Origin of the sequence: Planococcus donghaensis MPA1U2, assembly GCF_000189395.1 — a bacterium.
GTDB classification, from domain to species: domain Bacteria; phylum Bacillota; class Bacilli; order Bacillales_A; family Planococcaceae; genus Planococcus; species Planococcus donghaensis_B.
The window spans coordinates 45,946-65,551 of record NZ_AEPB01000053.1 but is presented as its reverse complement, the minus strand read 5'-3'; the positions used below and the strand labels follow the sequence as shown (position 1 = coordinate 65,551).

Annotated in this window: 19 protein-coding genes; 8 read left to right on the top strand and 11 right to left on the bottom strand. The window is 39.3% G+C overall.

What is annotated here, in order from left to right:
• The first annotated feature begins 105 nt into the window (after nt 1-105).
• On the top strand, nt 106-1,314 hold the full coding sequence (locus GPDM_RS14050) for an MFS transporter (protein ID WP_008432391.1): 1,209 nt from the start codon (nt 106-108) through the stop codon (nt 1,312-1,314).
• Between the two features lie 57 nt (nt 1,315-1,371).
• Here the strand turns inward: GPDM_RS14050 and GPDM_RS16600 are convergent, their stop codons facing one another.
• Nucleotides 1,372-1,701: a DUF5658 family protein gene (locus GPDM_RS16600; protein WP_139046214.1), complete on the bottom strand. Its 330-nt coding sequence runs from the start codon at nt 1,699-1,701 to the stop codon at nt 1,372-1,374.
• 185 nt (nt 1,702-1,886) lie between these two features.
• Nucleotides 1,887-3,155: an MFS transporter gene (locus GPDM_RS14040; RefSeq protein WP_008432389.1), complete on the bottom strand. Its 1,269-nt coding sequence runs from the start codon at nt 3,153-3,155 to the stop codon at nt 1,887-1,889.
• Between the two features lie 116 nt (nt 3,156-3,271).
• Here GPDM_RS14040 and GPDM_RS14035 point away from each other — a divergent pair, with 116 nt between their 5' ends.
• Complete coding sequence (locus tag GPDM_RS14035) at nt 3,272-4,495, top strand: helix-turn-helix domain-containing protein (protein ID WP_008432388.1); 1,224 nt, start codon at nt 3,272-3,274, stop codon at nt 4,493-4,495.
• 243 nt (nt 4,496-4,738) lie between these two features.
• Here the strand turns inward: GPDM_RS14035 and GPDM_RS14030 are convergent, their stop codons facing one another.
• Together GPDM_RS14030 and GPDM_RS14025 are read right to left on the bottom strand one after the other, a co-directional pair.
• On the bottom strand, nt 4,739-6,295 hold the full coding sequence (locus GPDM_RS14030) for a GNAT family N-acetyltransferase (protein WP_008432386.1): 1,557 nt from the start codon (nt 6,293-6,295) through the stop codon (nt 4,739-4,741).
• Between the two features lie 17 nt (nt 6,296-6,312).
• Entirely contained in the window at nt 6,313-7,428 is a 1,116-nt protein-coding gene (locus tag GPDM_RS14025; RefSeq protein WP_008432385.1) for an NAD(P)/FAD-dependent oxidoreductase, read from the bottom strand.
• Between the two features lie 262 nt (nt 7,429-7,690).
• Between GPDM_RS14025 and GPDM_RS14020 the strand changes: the two genes are divergently transcribed.
• From GPDM_RS14020 to cls, 4 genes are all read left to right on the top strand, one after another.
• Complete coding sequence (locus GPDM_RS14020; protein WP_008432383.1) at nt 7,691-8,953, top strand: glycosyltransferase; 1,263 nt, start codon at nt 7,691-7,693, stop codon at nt 8,951-8,953.
• Nucleotides 8,898-9,617 carry an HAD-IIB family hydrolase gene (locus GPDM_RS14015; protein ID WP_008432382.1) on the top strand — a complete coding sequence of 240 codons (720 nt, stop codon included), beginning with the start codon at nt 8,898-8,900 and terminating at the stop codon, nt 9,615-9,617. The genes GPDM_RS14020 and GPDM_RS14015 overlap by 56 nt, the downstream gene beginning before the upstream one ends.
• 188 nt (nt 9,618-9,805) lie before the next feature.
• Entirely contained in the window at nt 9,806-10,636 is an 831-nt protein-coding gene (locus tag GPDM_RS14010) for a squalene/phytoene synthase family protein (RefSeq protein ID WP_008432381.1), read from the top strand.
• Nucleotides 10,637-10,779: 143 nt separating this feature from the next.
• Entirely contained in the window at nt 10,780-12,234 is a 1,455-nt protein-coding gene (gene cls, locus GPDM_RS14005; protein ID WP_008432380.1) for a cardiolipin synthase, read from the top strand.
• 52 nt (nt 12,235-12,286) lie between these two features.
• On the opposite strand, the gene GPDM_RS14000 is transcribed toward cls, so the two are convergent.
• The 5 genes from GPDM_RS14000 to GPDM_RS13980 form a co-directional block, all read right to left on the bottom strand.
• Nucleotides 12,287-13,132, bottom strand: a complete 846-nt coding sequence (locus tag GPDM_RS14000; protein WP_008432378.1) for a M15 family metallopeptidase — start codon at nt 13,130-13,132, stop codon at nt 12,287-12,289.
• A 401-nt stretch (nt 13,133-13,533) separates the two neighbouring features.
• The gene (locus tag GPDM_RS13995) at nt 13,534-13,779 is read right to left on the bottom strand and encodes a hypothetical protein (RefSeq protein WP_008432376.1); all 246 of its coding nucleotides are present in this window, start codon (nt 13,777-13,779) and stop codon (nt 13,534-13,536) included.
• A gap of 49 nt (nt 13,780-13,828) precedes the next feature.
• Nucleotides 13,829-14,611, bottom strand: a complete 783-nt coding sequence (gene yidC / locus GPDM_RS13990; RefSeq protein ID WP_008432374.1) for a membrane protein insertase YidC — start codon at nt 14,609-14,611, stop codon at nt 13,829-13,831.
• Between the two features lie 169 nt (nt 14,612-14,780).
• Nucleotides 14,781-15,566, bottom strand: a complete 786-nt coding sequence (locus tag GPDM_RS13985; protein ID WP_008432372.1) for an AraC family transcriptional regulator — start codon at nt 15,564-15,566, stop codon at nt 14,781-14,783.
• Nucleotides 15,567-15,887: 321 nt separating this feature from the next.
• Nucleotides 15,888-16,784, bottom strand: a complete 897-nt coding sequence (locus GPDM_RS13980; protein ID WP_008432370.1) for a diacylglycerol/lipid kinase family protein — start codon at nt 16,782-16,784, stop codon at nt 15,888-15,890.
• 108 nt (nt 16,785-16,892) lie between these two features.
• Here GPDM_RS13980 and GPDM_RS13975 point away from each other — a divergent pair, with 108 nt between their 5' ends.
• The gene (locus GPDM_RS13975) at nt 16,893-18,020 is read left to right on the top strand and encodes an MFS transporter (protein WP_008432368.1); all 1,128 of its coding nucleotides are present in this window, start codon (nt 16,893-16,895) and stop codon (nt 18,018-18,020) included.
• Nucleotides 18,021-18,059: 39 nt separating this feature from the next.
• On the opposite strand, the gene GPDM_RS13970 is transcribed toward GPDM_RS13975, so the two are convergent.
• The gene (locus GPDM_RS13970) at nt 18,060-18,428 is read right to left on the bottom strand and encodes a hypothetical protein (RefSeq protein ID WP_100069908.1); all 369 of its coding nucleotides are present in this window, start codon (nt 18,426-18,428) and stop codon (nt 18,060-18,062) included.
• Nucleotides 18,429-18,546: 118 nt separating this feature from the next.
• Nucleotides 18,547-18,999: a GNAT family N-acetyltransferase gene (locus tag GPDM_RS13965; RefSeq protein WP_008432366.1), complete on the bottom strand. Its 453-nt coding sequence runs from the start codon at nt 18,997-18,999 to the stop codon at nt 18,547-18,549.
• Between the two features lie 94 nt (nt 19,000-19,093).
• Between GPDM_RS13965 and GPDM_RS13960 the strand changes: the two genes are divergently transcribed.
• Nucleotides 19,094-19,585, top strand: coding sequence for a GNAT family N-acetyltransferase (locus GPDM_RS13960; protein ID WP_008432364.1), 492 nt, complete (start codon nt 19,094-19,096; stop codon nt 19,583-19,585).
• The last annotated feature ends 21 nt before the right edge of the window (nt 19,586-19,606 follow it).

Sequence of the window (19,606 nt, the reverse complement as noted above, 5' to 3'; positions counted from 1 at the left end):
TTTAAGAGGACCAGAAATGGTCCTCTTTTTTCTGGTCATTGTTCTCCATAAGAAACAAAGGTAAAATGAGGACATATTCTTTTCAGAAAGTAGGAATTCTTCATTATGAAAAAAACGATCTTACTGCTGATGTCCGTTCAGTTTTTTGTGTACTTAGGATTTGGCATTATTATACCGATTTTACCTGAAGTGATTGTGCAACAAGGATACTCGGAGATACACGTTGGCGGATTGATCACTATTTATGCTTTGTCTTCATTTTTTACTGCACCGCTATGGGGTAGATTATCCGATAACACCGGTCGCAAGAAACTAATACTCGTTGGCTTAACTGGCTTTAGTTTAAGTTTTTTCTTGTTTTCGTTGTTTCTAGATAATTTAATGCTGTTGTATTTTTCCCGTATTGTAGGCGGTCTATTTTCCGGTGCGCTTTATACGGCTGTAACGGGTTATGTAGCAGATATTACTTCAAACGAAGATCGTAATAAATACATGGGCTTTCTTGGTATGTCAATTGGGTTAGGGTTTATTTTTGGTCCAGCCATTGGTGGTTTGCTAGGATCAATTTCCTTGTCGTTGCCATTTACGACTTCTGCAGTACTCGTTTTGTTGTTGATGGGTTATGCGAGTCTTGTGTTAAAAGAACCTGTTCGTAAAGGCGAAGCGGTAAAACGTGCTCTTTTGCCAAAAGGCTCGAGCACACTTTGGCAGTTCCGCATTCGTTATTTGTTTTTAATGTCGTTTATGGTGACTGTTTTACTAGCAGGATTGGAGTCGACTTTTCAATTGTTCCAAATCAAACAAATTAGCATTACTCCACTACAACTTGGCTACTTGTTTATCGCGAGTGGGTTTGTCGATGCCACCATTCAAGGTGGGTTTGTCGATGCCACCATTCAAGGTGGGGTTGTTCGTCGCATTAAAGACGGCGCCGAAACAAAGTGGATTATTGGCGCACAAATCGTTACGGCACTTGGTTTGTTTATCCTCCCCTTTACAAGCAGTTTGATTTTTGCTGGAGTTGCACTTAGTATCTTTACTGCAGGAAACGCTTTGTCTCGTACAGCACTAGTATCTCTAACATCTAAAGAATCAGGCGGCAAATACGGGACAGCCGCTGGGTTAACTTATTCTATGGATAATCTTGGACGCATTATTGGTCCTTTAGCTTTCACATGGCTCCTCACCATTCAATCCGGTAGCATTTATTATTTATCTGCAGCACTGGCAATTGCGAGCATATTATTAATCGTATTGTTTAGAGCTTCTAACAAAACTTTAGCAACGACAAAAAAAGCCAGCGCTTCTGCGTAATGGACAATAGCAGGAGTTCTAGCATAAGCATCGCTTTTAGCGGTGTTTTTTTTGTGTTTAAGAACTCATCGTTACTAAAATGACTAGCCAGTACACATGGAGAAGTAACGTAATTGAGTAAAGAACGTTTACAAGAACAAGCGTAAAACGCCAGATGCGGGATTGAATCTTGATGAAAGGCGTGAAGAGAAAGCTGAAGAGACAAAGGGATAAGAAAAGCTTTGTTGCTAACAGGGCTAAAGGAGAAAGCGATGCTAAGAGCGGATTCCCTTCGTTTATCGCTCCAGTTGAAAGCCCTATGTATGTTAACAAACCATCTAGAAAATTTAAGATAACTAAACTCCAAACATATTTCTTTAATGGTGCCACAGCATTTTCCGAGCTCATAATTTACACTCCCATTCGCTAAGTATAAGTCCTTAGTAATGGGTTACCCTTAAAATATAGAGGTTAGACACGAAAACAGGGTATTTATACATAAATTATTTTAATTTTCAATAAATAAAGAAAACATTTATAAAAAAAACTACTGATCACCCTCAACATAGAGTGATTCAGTAGTGAAATAAGCATTATATTTTTTGTAGCGCAGGCATCGCCTCTTTCATAACAGATGAGCGCATTAAATAGTTTGTTAACACAAGTAAGCAAATACTGCTTGCCCCGACTACATATTCTGCAGGCATTAAATCATAAAGCAAACCAAACAAAAGATATCCAAGTGGCATCATGGCCATTGCCATCGATTCCAAAATCCCAAAGACGCGACCTCGGTATTCTTCTGCTACGTCTTTTTGCATCATGACACCAATTGGCGTATTGACAAAGACATTGCTGATACCAAATATCAACATAAGCAAAAGGAAATAACCAACTGTTGCGTTATATGACATGCCAATAATAAGCGGAAGACCCATGCCGGCTAGTAAAACAGACATCGCTAAGATCCCTCTTTTAGCGACTAGGAGTGGAAATCCCACTTCTTTACTTATTGAAAAATAAATCGACGCTAGTAACATCCCAATTGCAATCATAGCTTCAATCATCCCAAAATGTGTCGCATCAATTTGCAATTGCTGGACCGCAATAAACGGTAAGCCAATCATCATTGAAGAAAAAAAGAAATTGATACCGACAGCCGTCGTGACAATTACCATGATGACTCGATTGGATTTCAAATATAGAAACCCTTCTCTCATTTCTTTCAACATGGAACTGTTTGTGTTATCACTTTGTTGTTCGTTTCGATTTGTATAAAGTCGGAAGTTCATCGTAGATTCCAACAAAACGGCTAAAGCGTATGCCCCCACTTGAATCATGAGAAAAACATTCATCGAAACAAACCCAAAAAGAATTCCTCCTACTACAGGACCACCAATTGCTGCAATTGAAACGGCTGATTGGTTAAAACCCATTGCCCGTTGAATACGATCTGGATCAATTAGATTGGCAATCGACGAAGAAAACGTGACGCCGGTAAACATTGTACTAACAGACAATAGCGCGGTGGTCGTATAAATAGCTGGTAACGACAAACCATTCAGTAACCCGAAACCGAGTAAACCTGCTACTGCTAGCATACTGGCCAGTTGGGACAAAATGATGGTGGCTTTTTTTGAATACTTGTCTGCAACATATCCGGCAAATGGAGATAATATCGACCTTGGCAAAATACTGCAAATTAAGTTAATTGCAAAACTAGCAGCGGAACCAGTTAAAGCCAACACATACAAGCTAATACCAAACGCGTAAACAGAGCTACCAAAAGTGGAGATTAATTTGCTAACCGTAAACGTATACAGGTGAAATGTGGCTTGTTTAATACGTATTTCCTCACTCATCCTTTTTGCCCTCCTAAACCAAAGTTTAATTTAATTAAACAAAATATATCACAACCAAATTGACATGACAAGAAAAAGTTTAATATAATTAAACTATCGAAAAGGCAGGTGATCCAATGGCTACTTTAGGCGAACGCATCAAGAATTTACGCAAACAAAAAGGGTTGACCTTGCAAGCTTTAGCAGGTGATCAACTGACAAAAGGCATGCTTAGTTTAATCGAAAATAACAAAGCGAATCCTTCGATGGAAAGCTTAGCCTATATCGCAGAGCAGCTACAGGTAGATCAGAACGAACTTCTTGAAAGCCTACCCACTCATGAATTGAGAAGCTTACTGGAAAAAATCGAAAAGCTTTATACAAAAGAATTATTAAGCGATGAATTAATTGCAAAGTATAAAAACATCGTTAAGATTCTAACACCCTATCTCGAACAACTTCCCTTTCGTTACGAATCTGCAAGGCTCTTTGAAATTTATGGATATTGCAGTTACCACTCTAAACAAAGTGGTTGGGAAGAAGCGTTAAAAAAAGCAGAAGAAATATACGAGAGCTTGCATATGATCAACCAAAGTGCGGACCTTCATATATTTAAAGCAATGATGGCATTTACGGAACACCGCTATAAAGAAGCGTTAGTCTTAATTCAAACATCTAGAAAAACTTTTGAAGAACGTGCCGGAGTATTAGATCCATTAAAAAAATTGGATTTCGATTATTACGAGTCAATTCTTTATTCCGCTATCGGGGATGGCGAAAACGCTAAGCGCTTAATGGAAGAAGCTATTCAATACTCTAAAGAGCATCAAGTGTTTTATCGTATTGACGCACTTTATCGTCTGGCAGGTTTTCAAGCAATGTTAGAAGAGGATACAGCAAGAAAAGATTATTACATTTCCAAACTTCATTTGTTTGCGGATTTTACAGAAGACGATGAAGTGAGCGCGTTCGCTGATGCGATTGAAGTTCATTATTTAAATTCTTTTGCTCACGACTACCATACAGCTCTTGCGTTGATTGATGAAAACTTAGAAAAGTATCCAGAAGACAAAATCTTTATGTTTACTTTAGAAAAAGGAAAAGCATTATATGGTCTCGGACAATTTGACGAAGCGTTGGTGTGGCTGAAAAAGCACGAGCTTTGGGAATTTCTACACCACCCTTATGATTTGTCGTTGCATTATGAAAAAGATGCCTATATGGCTCTCATTTACTTAGAGCTCGGCGACAAAGAACTAGCAATAAAACACGCTACGATTGCAAAAGATTTGATCAAACCTATGCCCGACTTCCCTTACAAGACGTTTATATTAGCGGTGCACAAAAAAGTAATGGCATAACAAAAGCCCGTCACATTGAATGACGGGCTTAGACTGTAGACAAACTCGATAAATTCGAGTGGTCTACAGTTTTTTTATGGGAATCCATCGCTCCGGTCGCTTTGGGGATGGCTCTCGCGAGAAGCCAGGAAGACCATCTGCCTTCTCACTCCGCCTCCCCCGTGGACGCACCTTCGCTAGTATGAAGTACTCTTTTTTCAAAAAAGGAAATAAATTTGTTTTACACTCTTAACTCATCACTCATCACATTGAGTGACGGGCTTTTTCTTTTACATGGTAGCGATGGTAAACTTCATAAAATTCTAAGAAGTGCTCCCAGTCTTTTTCAAACTCTGGTTGAATGCAGGTAACTTGAAACAATTCCCGTGTTTTTAAATAACCACTTGCTGAATGCAACTCAAAACCTGAAAGATGAGCATCTTCAACAAGAAAACGAATATCTTCTACTGCTTGGAAAGTTCGAGCTGTCGGGTAACCAGTCGCTAAAGTTGGCCAATCTTGTGTATCCTCCTGCAACTTATGAAAGCGCTGATTTAATAATTCATAGCGAGCTGGATATGCCTTTAATGCGCGATGTAAGCTTTCTAGTAAACTCGCAGAAAATGTAAACGGAATGTCGGTTGCATAAAGTCCAAGGTCTAAATAGCTAGGCACGGTTTCGTCTGGCTCTATTTTATGATTTGCAAAGACGATGGCAACACCACTCAAAGTTCCAATGGCCTTGCCACTTGTTGCTGTAGCGAGCCAAACCTCTTCAAGCGAAAATGGTACAGCCCCAAAGCTACTAATGCAATCCAAGCAAAGCTTAATGTCTCCCTCTTTACAACTATTAATAAGTTCGTGAAAATTGTTTAATTGACCCGTAGCAGTTTCGCCATGGACCATAAGGACCCACTGAAAGTCTTCTGTTTCAATGCGCTTTTTTATTTTTTCAAAATCGAAAGCCTGCCCCCACGATTCTTCTACTACCTCATAATCCAAGTTAACACGCTCTGCTTGTCGAACTAAACGTCTGCCAAATTCACCATTTACCAAAATTAATCCTTTTGAATTTAGTCGCTTTATTTGCGCGAGCATAGCCTCGTTCGCTAAAGTCCCACTTCCTGCTAATAGATGGGGAGTCATATCTGTCATATTCTCAAGTAATCGATCCACTTCTTGCCGCACTTCCCGAAAAGCCGCTGAACGATGTGAAATAGGTGCTTCTTTGAAAGGATTGGCGAGTTGTTCAGTCAAAGCAACCGGTCCCGGAACAAACAGCCTGCGTTTTGCTTGTAACCTTGCAGCAACAGAATCCATGTATTGGCGACGTGTCGTAACCATCGGGATAAAGATGGCTTCTCCTGTTCCGACCGGTTCTGCAAACGCACGAAATCCGAGCTGTCCATACAGTTTCATTTGACGGGTCGTGCCAGAAATAACTGCCGAGTCAAAACCTTGCTCTAAGCAAAAATCCGATAATGCACGCGCTAACAGAAAAAACACCCGTCCGTTGCGATGCGCTTTACGTATTGCCAGCAAACGAATTTCACAAATTTTCCCCGCATTCGGCAAAAGCTCTTCAATCCTACCGATTTTTAGATCCAACGAAAACGGACGGTCAGAGCGCAGTGCAATCATGCCTACCACTTCCATTCCTGACAATACAATTAAATATGTATTTTGCTCATGGAAGGGATCGACACGTGTACCGCTATCATTTGTTTGATGTTGAGGAATTTCTTCTACAAAGGTGTCATAGTTTAAGCGTGCAATTTCAGCATATTCTGTCTCTGTCCGAGCGATTTTGCACCAATACATATACCCAGGCCTCCTTTTTAACTCCTGAACGCATCTTCTACTTGATAAAGACTCAAATCGATATCGACAGGTTCCCCAAGAGCAAGTTTTGCCAATTGGCCTCCTAAATATGGACCCGCAGTTAGACCAGAAGCACCCAGTCCGTTAGCTGCAAAAAATGTCGGATAGCCTGGCACTTGTCCGATAAACGGAAGCGCACTTGTTGTAGCAGGGCGAAAGCCAGTTGCTGCCCCTGCCACTTCTGCTTCACCAAGTCCAGGTGCTGCTTCTAAAGTTTTATCAAGAATATGGTGAATCCCCGCTGCCGTTAGCTTGTCATCAAAACCCACTCCATTTTCATGCGTGGCACCAGCAACAATTTTACCCTCTGCAAACGGGACAATATATTGACCGTATGGAACCATAGCAACTGGCCAACTCCCCGTTTCCTGAGAATCAGCATACAAATGAAGAATCTGTGCTTTTTGTGGCACAATGTCTAAATCCAATCCCAATGGTTTGAACAACTCTGCTGCCCATGCACCTCCTGTTGAAACAACTCGGTCCGCAATAATTTGTTTGCCAGCTACTTCCACTCCAACAACTTGCCCTTCTTCAACCAATAATTTTGCATCCCCTGTTACGCGCTCTGCGCCAAGCTTTACAGCTCCTGAAATTAGCGCATCTCGAACAGCTCTCCCATCTACTCGAGCCGCCCCACTGACCCAAAGTGCGCCATATTCTTCAGTCGCATAAGGAAAAATTTCTCTCGTCTCTTCTGAAGATAATCTTTTAATGTCTCCCATTTCAGGTGCATCTACTCTTCTCTCATATGCTTTCTGTTCCATTTTATCTAATTTACTAGCTTCATGAATGCTGACAATCCCTACTTGTTTGTAGCCTGTATCCTCTTCACCTAAAACTTCAAGCTCGCCGATCAATTCCGGATAATATTTAGCTCCACTTTTCGCTAAGTTGTACCATGCTTTGTTTCTACGCTGAGAGATCCATGGACAGACGATACCAGCTGCAGCTCCTGTCGCTTGTCCCTTATCGCCACGATCTATTAAGACAACAGCTGCTCCAGCTTTCGCCGCATGATATGCAGCTGAAGCTCCTAAAATTCCTGAACCAATAATAATTAATGATTTCATATAAACACCTAGTTTCCAAAAGTCTTGTGTCTTCATTCTAATCCAGTGCGTCTAGAGACTCAAATTCGTTTTCTTGAAAAGTGGAAGATTGTGGATTATATTTCAGATTTTTGGGGTAAAGCTATATTACTGCTTTTTCTAATAACGAAAAAGTTTCACCAGTCAAAAAGAACCAATTTTAAAATATCCGCTTAAAAATTCTGAAATACGGGTAAATATTCATGATGACCTCTTTTAAAAAAACAAAAGGAGCTGAGCTTTGATGAACAAAAAAGCATTATTTATATCGGATCATGGAGATCCTTTAGCTAAGCTCGGTGGCAAACAATCGGGCGGCCAAAACAATTATGTTAAACAATTAGCACTTGCATTAGAAAATAAAGGTTGGCAAGTTGATGTTGTCACTCATTGGTGCGATTCTTCAGCACCTCAAATAGAAACGTTCGGGGTTAAGTGTCGCGTCATCAGATTAGAAGCTGGACATAAAGGGTTTGTTTCAAAAGATGAAATGTATGCCATGCTTCCAGCATTTTATAGAGAGTTGAAAACTACGTTAAATTTAGCGTCTTATGATATTGTCCACACACACTATTGGTTATCAGGCTTAATCGGAAAAAGATTAAAGAAAGAATTTGGATTGCCATATGTACACACCACTCATTCGCTTGCATGGGCAAAAGAGCGGGCCACAGGTGTTCACGACCAGCGCCGGATAAACGCAGAAAAAGCAATTTTGAAAAATACAGATCATGTAATAGCTACTACTAAAAATGAGAAACAATTAATCGAATCTCATATAAACGCACCTTCTCCTATTCAAGTTATTCCAATTGGAGTGGATGAAGCGTTCAAAGTACGTAGCAATCGAACACATTTACGTAAAAGATTTGGTTACGGCAGCCCTCTTTACGTTTTTGCCGGAAGATTAGAAGTAACAAAAGGGATTTTCACTTTATTAAAAGCTTTCCAGTTGTTGGTTGAAAAAAACAAATCTGCCGAACCCCCTTACTTAGTCATTGCGGGTGGAGATACGGAAGACTTTGACTCGAAAACAGGATTGCCTAAAGACGACAAGCTGCGTGAAGCCATTAAAGGCATTGAAAATCGAGTAGAGTTTTTAGGTCCTCAAAGCCAAGAAGAATTGGCTTTATTATTCAATTCGGCTACCGCTACAATTGTGCCAAGTTTCTATGAATCTTTCGGCATGGTAGCTGCAGAAGCCCAAGCTTGCGGAAGTCCCGTTATCGCTTCAAACGTGGGCGGATTAAAAAATGTCGTCCAAGATGGAATTTCAGGATTATTAGTTGAAACAAAAAACGAAATAGATTTAGCCATTGCGATGGATATTTTGTCAGCAAATGCATTATTAACAGAGCGATTAAGTCGCCAAGCTGAAAAGATTGCTCGCAAAGACTTTGATTGGGATTCTATCTCTTCTCGCATCAATACTTTATATGAGGTGATTATTCATGCACGCAGCAACGCATTTATTAGCAACAGATCTGGACGGGACGCTCGTCGGTGATCAAAATAGTTTGCAAATGCTACTCGATTTTTACACCAATCAACCGTACGATGTGTCGTTAGTTTACATTACAGGCAGACATTATCAATCTGCCTTAACCCTTATTGATGAAGAAAACTTACCGGTTCCTGACGTGCTGATTACAGACGTAGGAACCGCTATTTATATAGGAGAATCATTAGCACCAGATGTCGTATGGTCACAACATCTAGAGCAGTCGTGGATGCCTAAAAAAATAGATGCCATTGCCCGTCAGATTTCCGGTTTGGTTTCCCAAGAGCTCCCCATTACAAACCGCTGCTCTTATTATGCAACTGACCCTACTGTTGTAGAAGATTTCCGTGCGGCACTTGATCAAGCGGAAGTTTCGTACAAGTTAATCTATAGTGGAGGACGTGATGTCGATATTCTTCCAGCAGGTAGTGGAAAAGGACAAGCACTTCAATATATTTTAAACAAGTACCAGCTAGATGACGCGAAACTACTAGTAGCTGGCGATTCGGGAAATGATGCAGAAATGCTAACGATGGGATTCCCCTCTGTTATCGTTGGAAATGCACAGCCCGAGCTACTTGAACAACCACATCACCCTTCTATTTACCGAGCTACAGAAAGTTATGCCGGCGGAATCCATGAAGCTTGGCGTTATTTTTACACAGATTAACCCTCTCCCTTTAAGCAACTCAATTTGTTTAAAGGGCTTTTTTATGCACAATGTTCTAGCTTGTGGGGTATTTGTTTGTTTTTTCATCTAGATGGTTTATATTTAGTAGGAAGCCATTTTGTAATTAGACGCGTTGTCATATACATAAAATTATGGAACGTCAATACACACAACAGGAGGAAATTGAGATGAGCAAAGTTTCGAATTTACAAAAAGAGTCCTTAATCATGCTAAAGGAAACGAGCCGGACCTTTTTCATCCCAATAAGCTTTTTAGAACCTACGTTAAAGAAAACCGTCGGCTCGGCTTATCTTTGTATGCGAGCGATTGATGAAATTGAAGATCACCCAGAACTGGATGATCAAGCTAAAATCAAATTACTGAGCACGATTCAAACAATGCTGGAAACAAATTTTGATGAGGATGCTTATTTAGAACTCGTTACGCCTTATCAAGCATTTTTGCCACCTGTTACAATGCGCTTAGCAGATTGGATCCATGTTTGTCCTGAAGAAATTAGAGGGAAAGTAATAGAATCCACAGCGATTATGGCGGGCGGCATGTCCAAGTGGGTTGAAAAAAACTGGGTAATCCAAACAAAAGAAGACTTAGATGAGTATACGTATTATGTGGCTGGCCTTGTCGGCACAATGCTTTCAGATATTTGGCATTGGCATGATGGGACGGTAACAGACCCAGACCACGCCATCGCTTTCGGTCGCGGGTTACAAGCGGTCAATATGTTACGGAATTACGATGAAGATTTTGAGCGGGGCGTGACTTTTGTTCCTGAAGGTTGGACACGCGAAGATATGTTCAACTACGCTAAAAACAACTTGGCAAAAGCGGACCTTTATGTAAAGCCTATTAAAAACAAACGAATTTTGATGTTTTGTAAAGTGCCTTTGGCATTAGCTCACAGCACTCTCAAAGCATTGAAATCAGGGAAAGAAAAGATGAGTCGTGTAGAGGTTGAAGGCATTGTAGAGCAATTAAAACAAGAAGAACGATTAAGCTAATTGTCTCCAGCCTTATCTGGCTGGAGTTTTTTAAATCGCTCAACCACTAAACGCGTTTCAAATAAACCAGGCAAATTTTCCTTGCTGGGTAACAAAGATCAAAAAGTGTATCTACCCATGAATTTCACGTTAGGAGAATCCCCATGACTGTAACTATTCTCAGCTTTTTTACTGCATTTATTTTTATCTTGAACGTGCTTCTTGCTGCAGCTCTTGTATTTCTTGAAAGACGCGATGCTTCAAGTACATGGGCTTGGTTATTGGTATTATTCTTTATCCCGATTTTCGGTTTCTTCATTTATTTGTTTTTAGGCAGAAGACTGCGCAAAAAAACGCTTTTCAAATGGGAAGGCACAAAAAGAGTTGGAATCGAAAGTTTAATCGCTCATCAAATGAACGAATTGCATGATGAGAACTTCGAATTTATAGATCCTGACACAAAAGACTATGCCGATTTGATTTATCTTCACTTACGGAATAACGGGGCTTTACTCACCGAAGATAACAGCATCCAAATATTTAATGATGGCCGAAAGAAATTCGATGCCCTCCTTGAGGACATCGAAAAAGCAACCAACCACATTCACGTCCAATATTATATTTTCCGTTTGGATGAACTAGGCACTCGAATTGTGGATGCGTTAACCGCGAAAGCAAAAGAAGGCGTCAGAGTGCGTTTGCTTTACGATGATATGGGGTCTCGTAGTTTGAGAAAGCGTCATTTCAAAGAGTTAATTGCTGCAGGAGGAGAAGTTGAAACCTTCTTCCCATCTATTTTACCTATCATCAATCCTCGATTAAACTACCGGAATCACCGTAAAATTGTTGTAATCGATGGACAGGTTGGTTATCTTGGCGGCTTTAACGTAGGTAATGAATACATTGGATTGAGTCGCAAGTTTGGCTATTGGCGGGATACGCATTTGCGTATAGAAGGCAGTGCGCTTAACCCTTTACAAACCCGTTTTATACGCGACTGGAATCAGGCATCTACTCGCCATGATATTGCACATAATGAATTTTTCTTTCCGATTAAACCTGCTAAAGGAAACACTTCTATGCAAATTGTTTCTAGTGGCCCCGATGAAGATTGGGAACAGATTAAAGATGGCTATGTTAAACTTATAAATTCTGCAAAAGAATATATTTATGTGCAAACTCCTTATTTTATACCGGACGCTACTTTTTATGATGCTATTCGCATTGCTGCTTTATCTGGGGTTGACGTTCGAATTATGATTCCAAATAAACCAGATCACCCTTTTGTTTACTGGGCTACTTATTCTTATGTGGGTCAAATGCTAAGAGCTGGAGCACGTATATTTACTTATGAAAATGGCTTTTTGCACACAAAAATGATTGTCACAGACAATAAAGCGTCTACTGTTGGTACCGCTAATATTGATGTGAGAAGCTTCAAATTAAACTTTGAAGTAAATGCGTTTATTTACGATCAAAAAGTATCAACAGACCTTGCCGAACTTTTCCATCAAGATATGAAACTTTCAACCGAATTAACGCATGAAATGTACTTACACCGTACAAGTTGGATCAAGACAAAAGAATCTATCGCGCGCTTGTTGGCTCCGATATTATAATTTCCTCCATAGAAAAAGCGTCTTCGTAATTTTTACGAAGACGCTTTTGTGTTTAATTAACCCCTAAATATTCCTCTAGTGTAATACCTTTTTCATAAATTTGCGTAGCTACATCTTTTCCGACATATCGGAAATGCCAAGATTCATGCATATACCCCGTAATTTTTTCTTTACCTTCAGGATAACGAAGAATAAATCCATAGTTATGAGCATTAACCGCTAACCACTTGCCACCTTCAGTGTCGCCAAATGAAGCTGAAGCCCAGTGCTGTTCTTGCCCAGATTCGCCAATATCAAATGATAATCCGGTTTGATGCTCAGAATATCCAGGTCTCGCACTGTAACGATCCGCCGCTTGTTGGCCATCTTTCGCTACGTAACTTTCGTATAACTGCTTTTGTCGTGCGAAATTACGATACGTACTAAATGCATTTAAGTTAATCCCTACTTTTGCCGCCTCAGCTTTCATTGCTTCAAAAGCTGCGTGCGCTTCCGGTACTTCTCCAGGAGCATAAGTTTCTGGTAGGGGGTGTTGTTTATTCGCTAACAAGATACCGTTAATAATCGTCGGTTCTTTCGGTAATGCTTTTTCGGAATAAACAGTTGCATCGGTTACTGTTTCTTCTACAGGCTCTTCTATTACCGGCTTTTCTTCTGTCGGTTCTTCTACCACCTCTGGAGATTCCGGAACTTTCGTAACTTGCTCTTTTGGAGCTTCTGTAGCAGGTTCTTCAACTGTCACAGTCTCTACCAATGCATTCATGCTTTGTTGAGCGTCCCAATCATTGATATATAACCAGAGGGCTGCTAGCGCGGCCATAATTGCTGACATCCCAATCACCGTCCATTTTATATAAAACTTTTTATTTTTTTGTTTGAATTGATCTAAAAACTTCATCGTAAGCCTTCCTTCTATTGATATCTTTCTTATTCTACCATTTCTATGATTGAAATTCTTTGTTAACCTATGCCATTCTCTTTTAAAATTCGCATGAAATTTCAACCTGTTTTTTAGCATTAATTTATCGTCTCGCTTATATTCTAGTATTCCCTTCACCAATTACATTAGACCCTTAAAATAAATTTAGCTTTCAAAACTAAATACCCCCATAAATCCAATTCCACTTCGAATAACTGTGTATAAACACCTAAGGAGCTGTCGACAGTGAATCAAATATCTGAAAATGATATTCAAGCATTGATGAGTCAATTGGATACATTACTTGAAGAACGCATGAAAGAAAAATATGAATACACACAAAAAGCACAATCTCTATAAAAGAGATTGTGCTTTTACTTTTAAAACAGAATAGTGGCTAACACGACAAAGAACAATACCCCAAAAGTGACGGACATTCCGAACATCCACTTTGCTTCTCGGTGCATACCTTGCGCTTTCATCTGGCGATAGCGAAAGCTATTTGTCATGGCGAAAAGCACAGTCATAAACAGTACGGCCACTTCTAAATAACCAAATATTAAACAAGTAAGTGACGTTACGCTCAAAAGAGCAATTATCACACCTTGCACTAATTTCATATTCATCTAAACATCCCCCATAAAAAGAAAGCCGGCAACAATTGCCGGCTCACCATTATTCTTTTTTCTCTTCTACTGACTCAAGTGCTTTTTCTGGATGATTCGAATAAAATTTACGACCGATAAAGGTTTGGATGATCAACAAAATCCCTCCGACTGTCCAGTAAACCGGTAAAGCCGCCATCGATGTAAATGAAATGAACATGATCATAATCGGTGAAATGTAAATAAACAACTTCATCTGCTTTTGTTGTTGTTCTGGCATCGTCCATAACGATACTTTTGCTTGGAAGAAATAAACCGCTCCAGCAATCAACGTCATGATGATATCCGGTGAACCTAGGCTAAACCACAAGAATTCGTGTGCTTGAACATCCGGTGAATGCAAAATGGCAAAATACAGACCCATAATAATCGGCATTTGGATAACAACCGGCAAACATCCCATGTTCAATGGGTTTACTTCGTGCTTTTTGTAAAGACCCATCATTTCTTGTTGCAACTTCATTTGTTCTTCTTTGTCTTTCGTTTCTTTCAAACGCTTTTGGATATCTTCCATTTCAGGACGCATCGCATCCATTTTGACTTTCATCCCTTGCTGACGTTTATATGTACGTAGCATAAACGGCATTAATACTAAACGAATAATAATGGTAATAACTACAATCGCTAAGCCATAACTCCCACCAAATAAGTCACCTAAATAATTCAGTGATACGTCAAATGGTTTAACAAAAACAGTATAAAACATACCTTCTTTGTTTTCTACAGCTGAACATCCACTCAACAAAACAACGGCTAATGCCATCATCATTAATAATGTAATTTTCTTTTTCAATTTAGTCACCTTCACCTTTTTTAGCTACTATGAAGTATAACGATAAGCAGAACAAAATTCAATCCATGAAGAGAACACGGATAATTTTTTTCATTTTTGTGACAAAATTACGGCATCTCTCAATAGTATACCAATAAAAAAATCAAAAAAAAAGGAGAATTTCTTCTCCTTACTTAGCGTTTGGTAATGTATAACGGAAATACGGAATGTGCTGACTGTCACGAAATTGTTTTGGCGTGACTTCCGTATACTTTTTAAAGATTCGCGTAAAGTAACTTTGATTGCAGAAATGAAATTGCTTAGAGATCTCTGAAATGCCTTTGTCCGAGTGACGAAGATAATATTGTGATTCTTCTACTCGGCGGACATTCAAGTATTCAACAAGCGTAATCCCAGCATGTTCTCTAAAGATGCGCGATAAATGACTTGTAGAAATATTGAAATGCTTAGCAATCTCCTCGACCGATAAATCGCGCTCTACTTCATCGTTGATGTAGATTACCACTTTGTTAACGGTTTGATGACCAAAAGAAGGCTGCTTGCGTTCCGAAATAATCGATACAAAAAACTCAATCAATTCGTCTGCAACAAACATAAATTCTGAATCATTCATGTGTTTATCTACTAATTCCACACAAGCAGCGTTAAAAGCAAATGCTTTTTTAGGTGGTACGCGCATCTCATAAAGTTTTCTTGCCATAACAGAAGACAAGATAATGTAATAGTTGCGAATAGATCGAATGATATTCTTTTCTGAACGAAGTGACAACATATCAATCAATTCTCTCAACGTCTCTTTAGCACGCTCTTTTTCCAGGTGGTGAATTTCGTACATTAATTGTGTCTCAACTTCAAAAAATTTATCCAAACCATCAATTTGATTTAAATTTTCTGTTTCATTCATAAAAATTTTGGAAATAGTTTCTTGGATAGTTGGTGCAGTGATAATATTCATGTTTTCCCCGTCTTTCTTTGTACAAGTTTTTCCGACATTATTTCAACTATATACTGAAATAAGACGAAATAATAGAGTAAAACTGCTATTTTTGTATTTTTTTTGTGTCATTTGCTCTATGAATATTTTCTCAACCATATGCCTTCAGTAATGTTTTAATACAAAATTTATACTATATCAGACGATTTCAATGGGTAAAAGTTTCATTATTACTTTATACAACTTAATTTTAACAGGAAAACAATGTAAACCCCAGCAAACAGATTGCCAGCCCCGCGGTATATTTGGTTTGTCATACAGAATGGCGAAAAGAAAATGCCGTTATTCCTCTTTATCCGGTGGAATGAGCGCACGAATATGACGAGGTAAAATATCAATTACAAACGGAGTTGTACACCCTTCATCCCCATCAATATTACTAGATAAAGGTTCGTTTGTTTTGATAGAAATTCTTGTTGTGTGAACTACCTCAACAGCTGGGTCTTCTTCTAATTTCCCTCTGATGACCGACGTAGCTATTCGTAGAAATCCGGGTAAAGCTGCATTTTTCACGATATAAAGATGCAACAATCCATCGTCTGTTAAAGCTTCTGGAGCCAACTTTTCAAATCCGCCTACCGAATTAGTTAATGCGACTAATATCAATTTCGCTTCACCAGACCATATTCCATGATCATGTTCAACTTCAAAAAACGTCTCAGTGTCATTAGAGATCGCTTTTACTCCTTCGATGAAGTAAGCTAACGCTCCTAATTTGGTTTTCTTCTCAGGATCTACGTCATATGTGGATTCAGCTACATCTCCGATTGCTAATATATTCATAAAGTAGTGATCACCAACTTTAGCAATATCCACTCGTTTTTCATAACCTGTTTTGAGTGCTTCAATTGCTTCAGGTGGATCTAAAGAAATTCCTAAAGCGCGCGCAAAATCATTAACGGTGCCCAGCGGGATTAATGAAAACAAAGGTTCATGTGGCTGTTCCGCTATCCCCGAGACAGCTTCGTTAATGGTGCCGTCTCCTCCCATTGCTACAATGAAATCATATTCCTTTTCGCAAGCTTCTGTTGCAAAATTTGTAGCATCTTTTTCTTTTTCTGTTTCTCTTGTATCTACTTCGTATCCCATTGAGGCAAGCGTTTCTTCTACTTGTCCACGGTACTCAGAAGCACGTTCTTTTCCCGACGATGGATTTAATATAAACATGGCTTTTTTCATCATAAGACCTCCGATGGTATAATATAAGCAACTATAGCTGTCTTTCCCCCTACATCAGGGTGAACAAACCCAAAAAACTGCAATTTGTTTAGGAAAGTAGGAACTGTCTTGCGTATTTTTATTTACCTTATTATCTTTTTTTCTTTCTTTGACTTGTTTGCACAGCTTCCCATTATAAGTCCTTACGCGGTATCGCTAGGCGCAAGTCCTTTTATCGCCGGGTTAGCGGTCGGCATGTATTCGTTATCTAATACGTTCGGCAATATCCTTTCAGGAATTTTCTCAGATCGCAAAGGTCCCTTTGCCATTTTAGTGATTGGCTTATTATCAACAAGTGTCACGCTATTTAGCTATTCGTTAATTGGTGATTCTTATAGTTTGTTAGCAGTACGATTTCTTCACGGTCTCGCAGCCGGTTTAACAGTTCCCGCCGCTTTTACTTACTTAGCCAACAGAACAAAATCGGAAAAGCGCGGGAAAGAATCTGCAGTATCCGGTGCATTTATTGGTTTAGCAGCCATTCTGGGTCCTGCGTATGGAGCAATTTACACAAGCCGTAACAGTGTTCCAGAAACGATGCTGTTAACCGGGATTTTAATCTTTTCTATTGGTCTCGCCGCATTTTTGCTCTTGCGCCAAACGCTTGTAAAAAAAGAAAGCTCTACTAAAAATCCTTCTTCTTTAACGGATATCTTGAGAAACGTTGGCTTGCTTCGTTCTTTTTCAGGTGCTTTTTTCTTGATGTTCTCCCAAGGGGTTTTAGCTTATATGCTCCCACTTAAAGTTGAAGCACTCAGTTTGGAATCTCAACTCAGTGGCTTATTGTTAAGTGCATTCGGAATTTCTGCTATATTGGTATTCTTGCTTCCAGTCAATCGTATTTTCGATCTTGTTAAACCGATTTATACATTGATCGCAGGATTCGCAGTCATGGGCACTTCCTTATTCTACTTAAGCGCAGTATCAACTGAACCCTTACTGTATATCGGCATGTGTACCTACGGACTAGGCTTTGCCTTATTATTTCCTTCTATCAACTCTATTTTGATTGATTCAACTAACACCGCTTCCCGTGGACGTTCTTACGGTTATTTTTATGCATTTTTCTCTGCGGGGGTTGTTGTCGGTTCTGGTATTACTGGCGTTCTAGCACTAAACCCCAATCAAGGATTTATCGTTAGTGGGTCCTTATTACTTATTGCAGCCAGTACAAATGGACTGACTTCTAAAAAATGAATAGCAGCAAAAAAGGATGGTCAAAGACCATCCTTTTTCTTATAAATTATCCGTATTTACTTTGTTTTCTGGAGTTGCAGAATCCGTATTTTCAGCTTTTTCTTCACTAACGTCATTTGATGATAGCTTTACATCTTCTGAATCTGTTTCTTTTTTCTTTTGTTGTTGCTCATTGTAATATTGAATAGTCGTTGTTGCTCCACCTTCTGCAACCATATCTTCTTGTGGATCTTGCAAAGCGTCTGATGGTTTATCCGGATTTGGATTTGTGTTTTCTGACTTATCTAGGTTTTGTGATTCCATATAAGAGTTCACCTTCACTTTCGCATCATTAAAAGCCTTAGTGGCTTTTTCACGGTTTTCAGGATTTTTAAAATATGCATATGCTCCGGCAGCTAAACCTGCCATTAGGAGACCTCTTCCTCTTGCCATTTTGCAGCACTCCTTTTTCTGTTTTCGTATTTGTCTAATACCAATGTTTACCCTAATATTTATGCTGTTAATCCTTTTTTATATGTCAAAGACATTACATTTCTACAAGAGTTCGTTTCATATCTACATGAGGAATGCCATCTTCGTCATAGCTTTCTGATATCGGCTGAAAACCAAAAGATTCGTAAAACTCCTGTAGATAAACTTGCCCTTGCAGTTTAATCGCCTCAGCATGCCATTCATTTGAAATATAATCAATACTGCGCTCTAGCAACTCTTTTGCCAAACCACGCCCTCTGGCATCTTTATGTACAATAACACGACCTATAGAAGGCACTTCATATTTGGCACCAGCTGGCACTAAACGCGCATAAGCTAGCACATCTTCCTTTTCACTACATACAAGATGAATCGATTGCTGATCCAAACCATCCAACTCTGGATAGGGGCAGTTTTGCTCCACCACAAACACATCAACACGCAATTTAAGCACATCGTATAATTGTCTTGTGCTTAAATCCTCAAAATGATAAACCTTCCACTCCATATTACATCCCCCTTTTGTTGTTACTTATTCTACATTAGTGGCTATTCCCCCTTTTTTTTGGTATGATTGCATAAAGAATTTTAGAGGTGATTGTATGATTCGCACCGGTACATCCGCAGATATCACATCTGTTCAGGAAATTGCCAAAGTTAGTTGGAATGACACATACGCTGGAATCATTCCCTCTACAGTCCAAGAAAGTTTTCTAGATAAATCATATTCTACTCCTATGATGGAGATGCGTTTAAAGAGAACGATTATATTGCTTGCAGAACACGAAGGAGAGCCTGTCGGTTTCGCCAATTTCACGAAAGTAGATGAAGATGGCGATGCTGAACTAATTGCGATTTATATGAAACCTGAATTTCAACGCTCTGGTTATGGCAAACAACTGTTCACGACTGGCTTAAGCCATTTACTTAACGGCAACCAATTATTTGTTTACGTTGAAAGCGAAAATAAGAAAGGCCGTAACTTTTATGAAGCAAACGGCTTTCAGTTCTTGGAAGAATTCGAAGAATTATTCGAAGGACATCCTTTGCAAACAGTTAAATACGTTTACGATTTAAAAACCACTACCTTATAGGTAGCGGTTTTTTTAAAACTC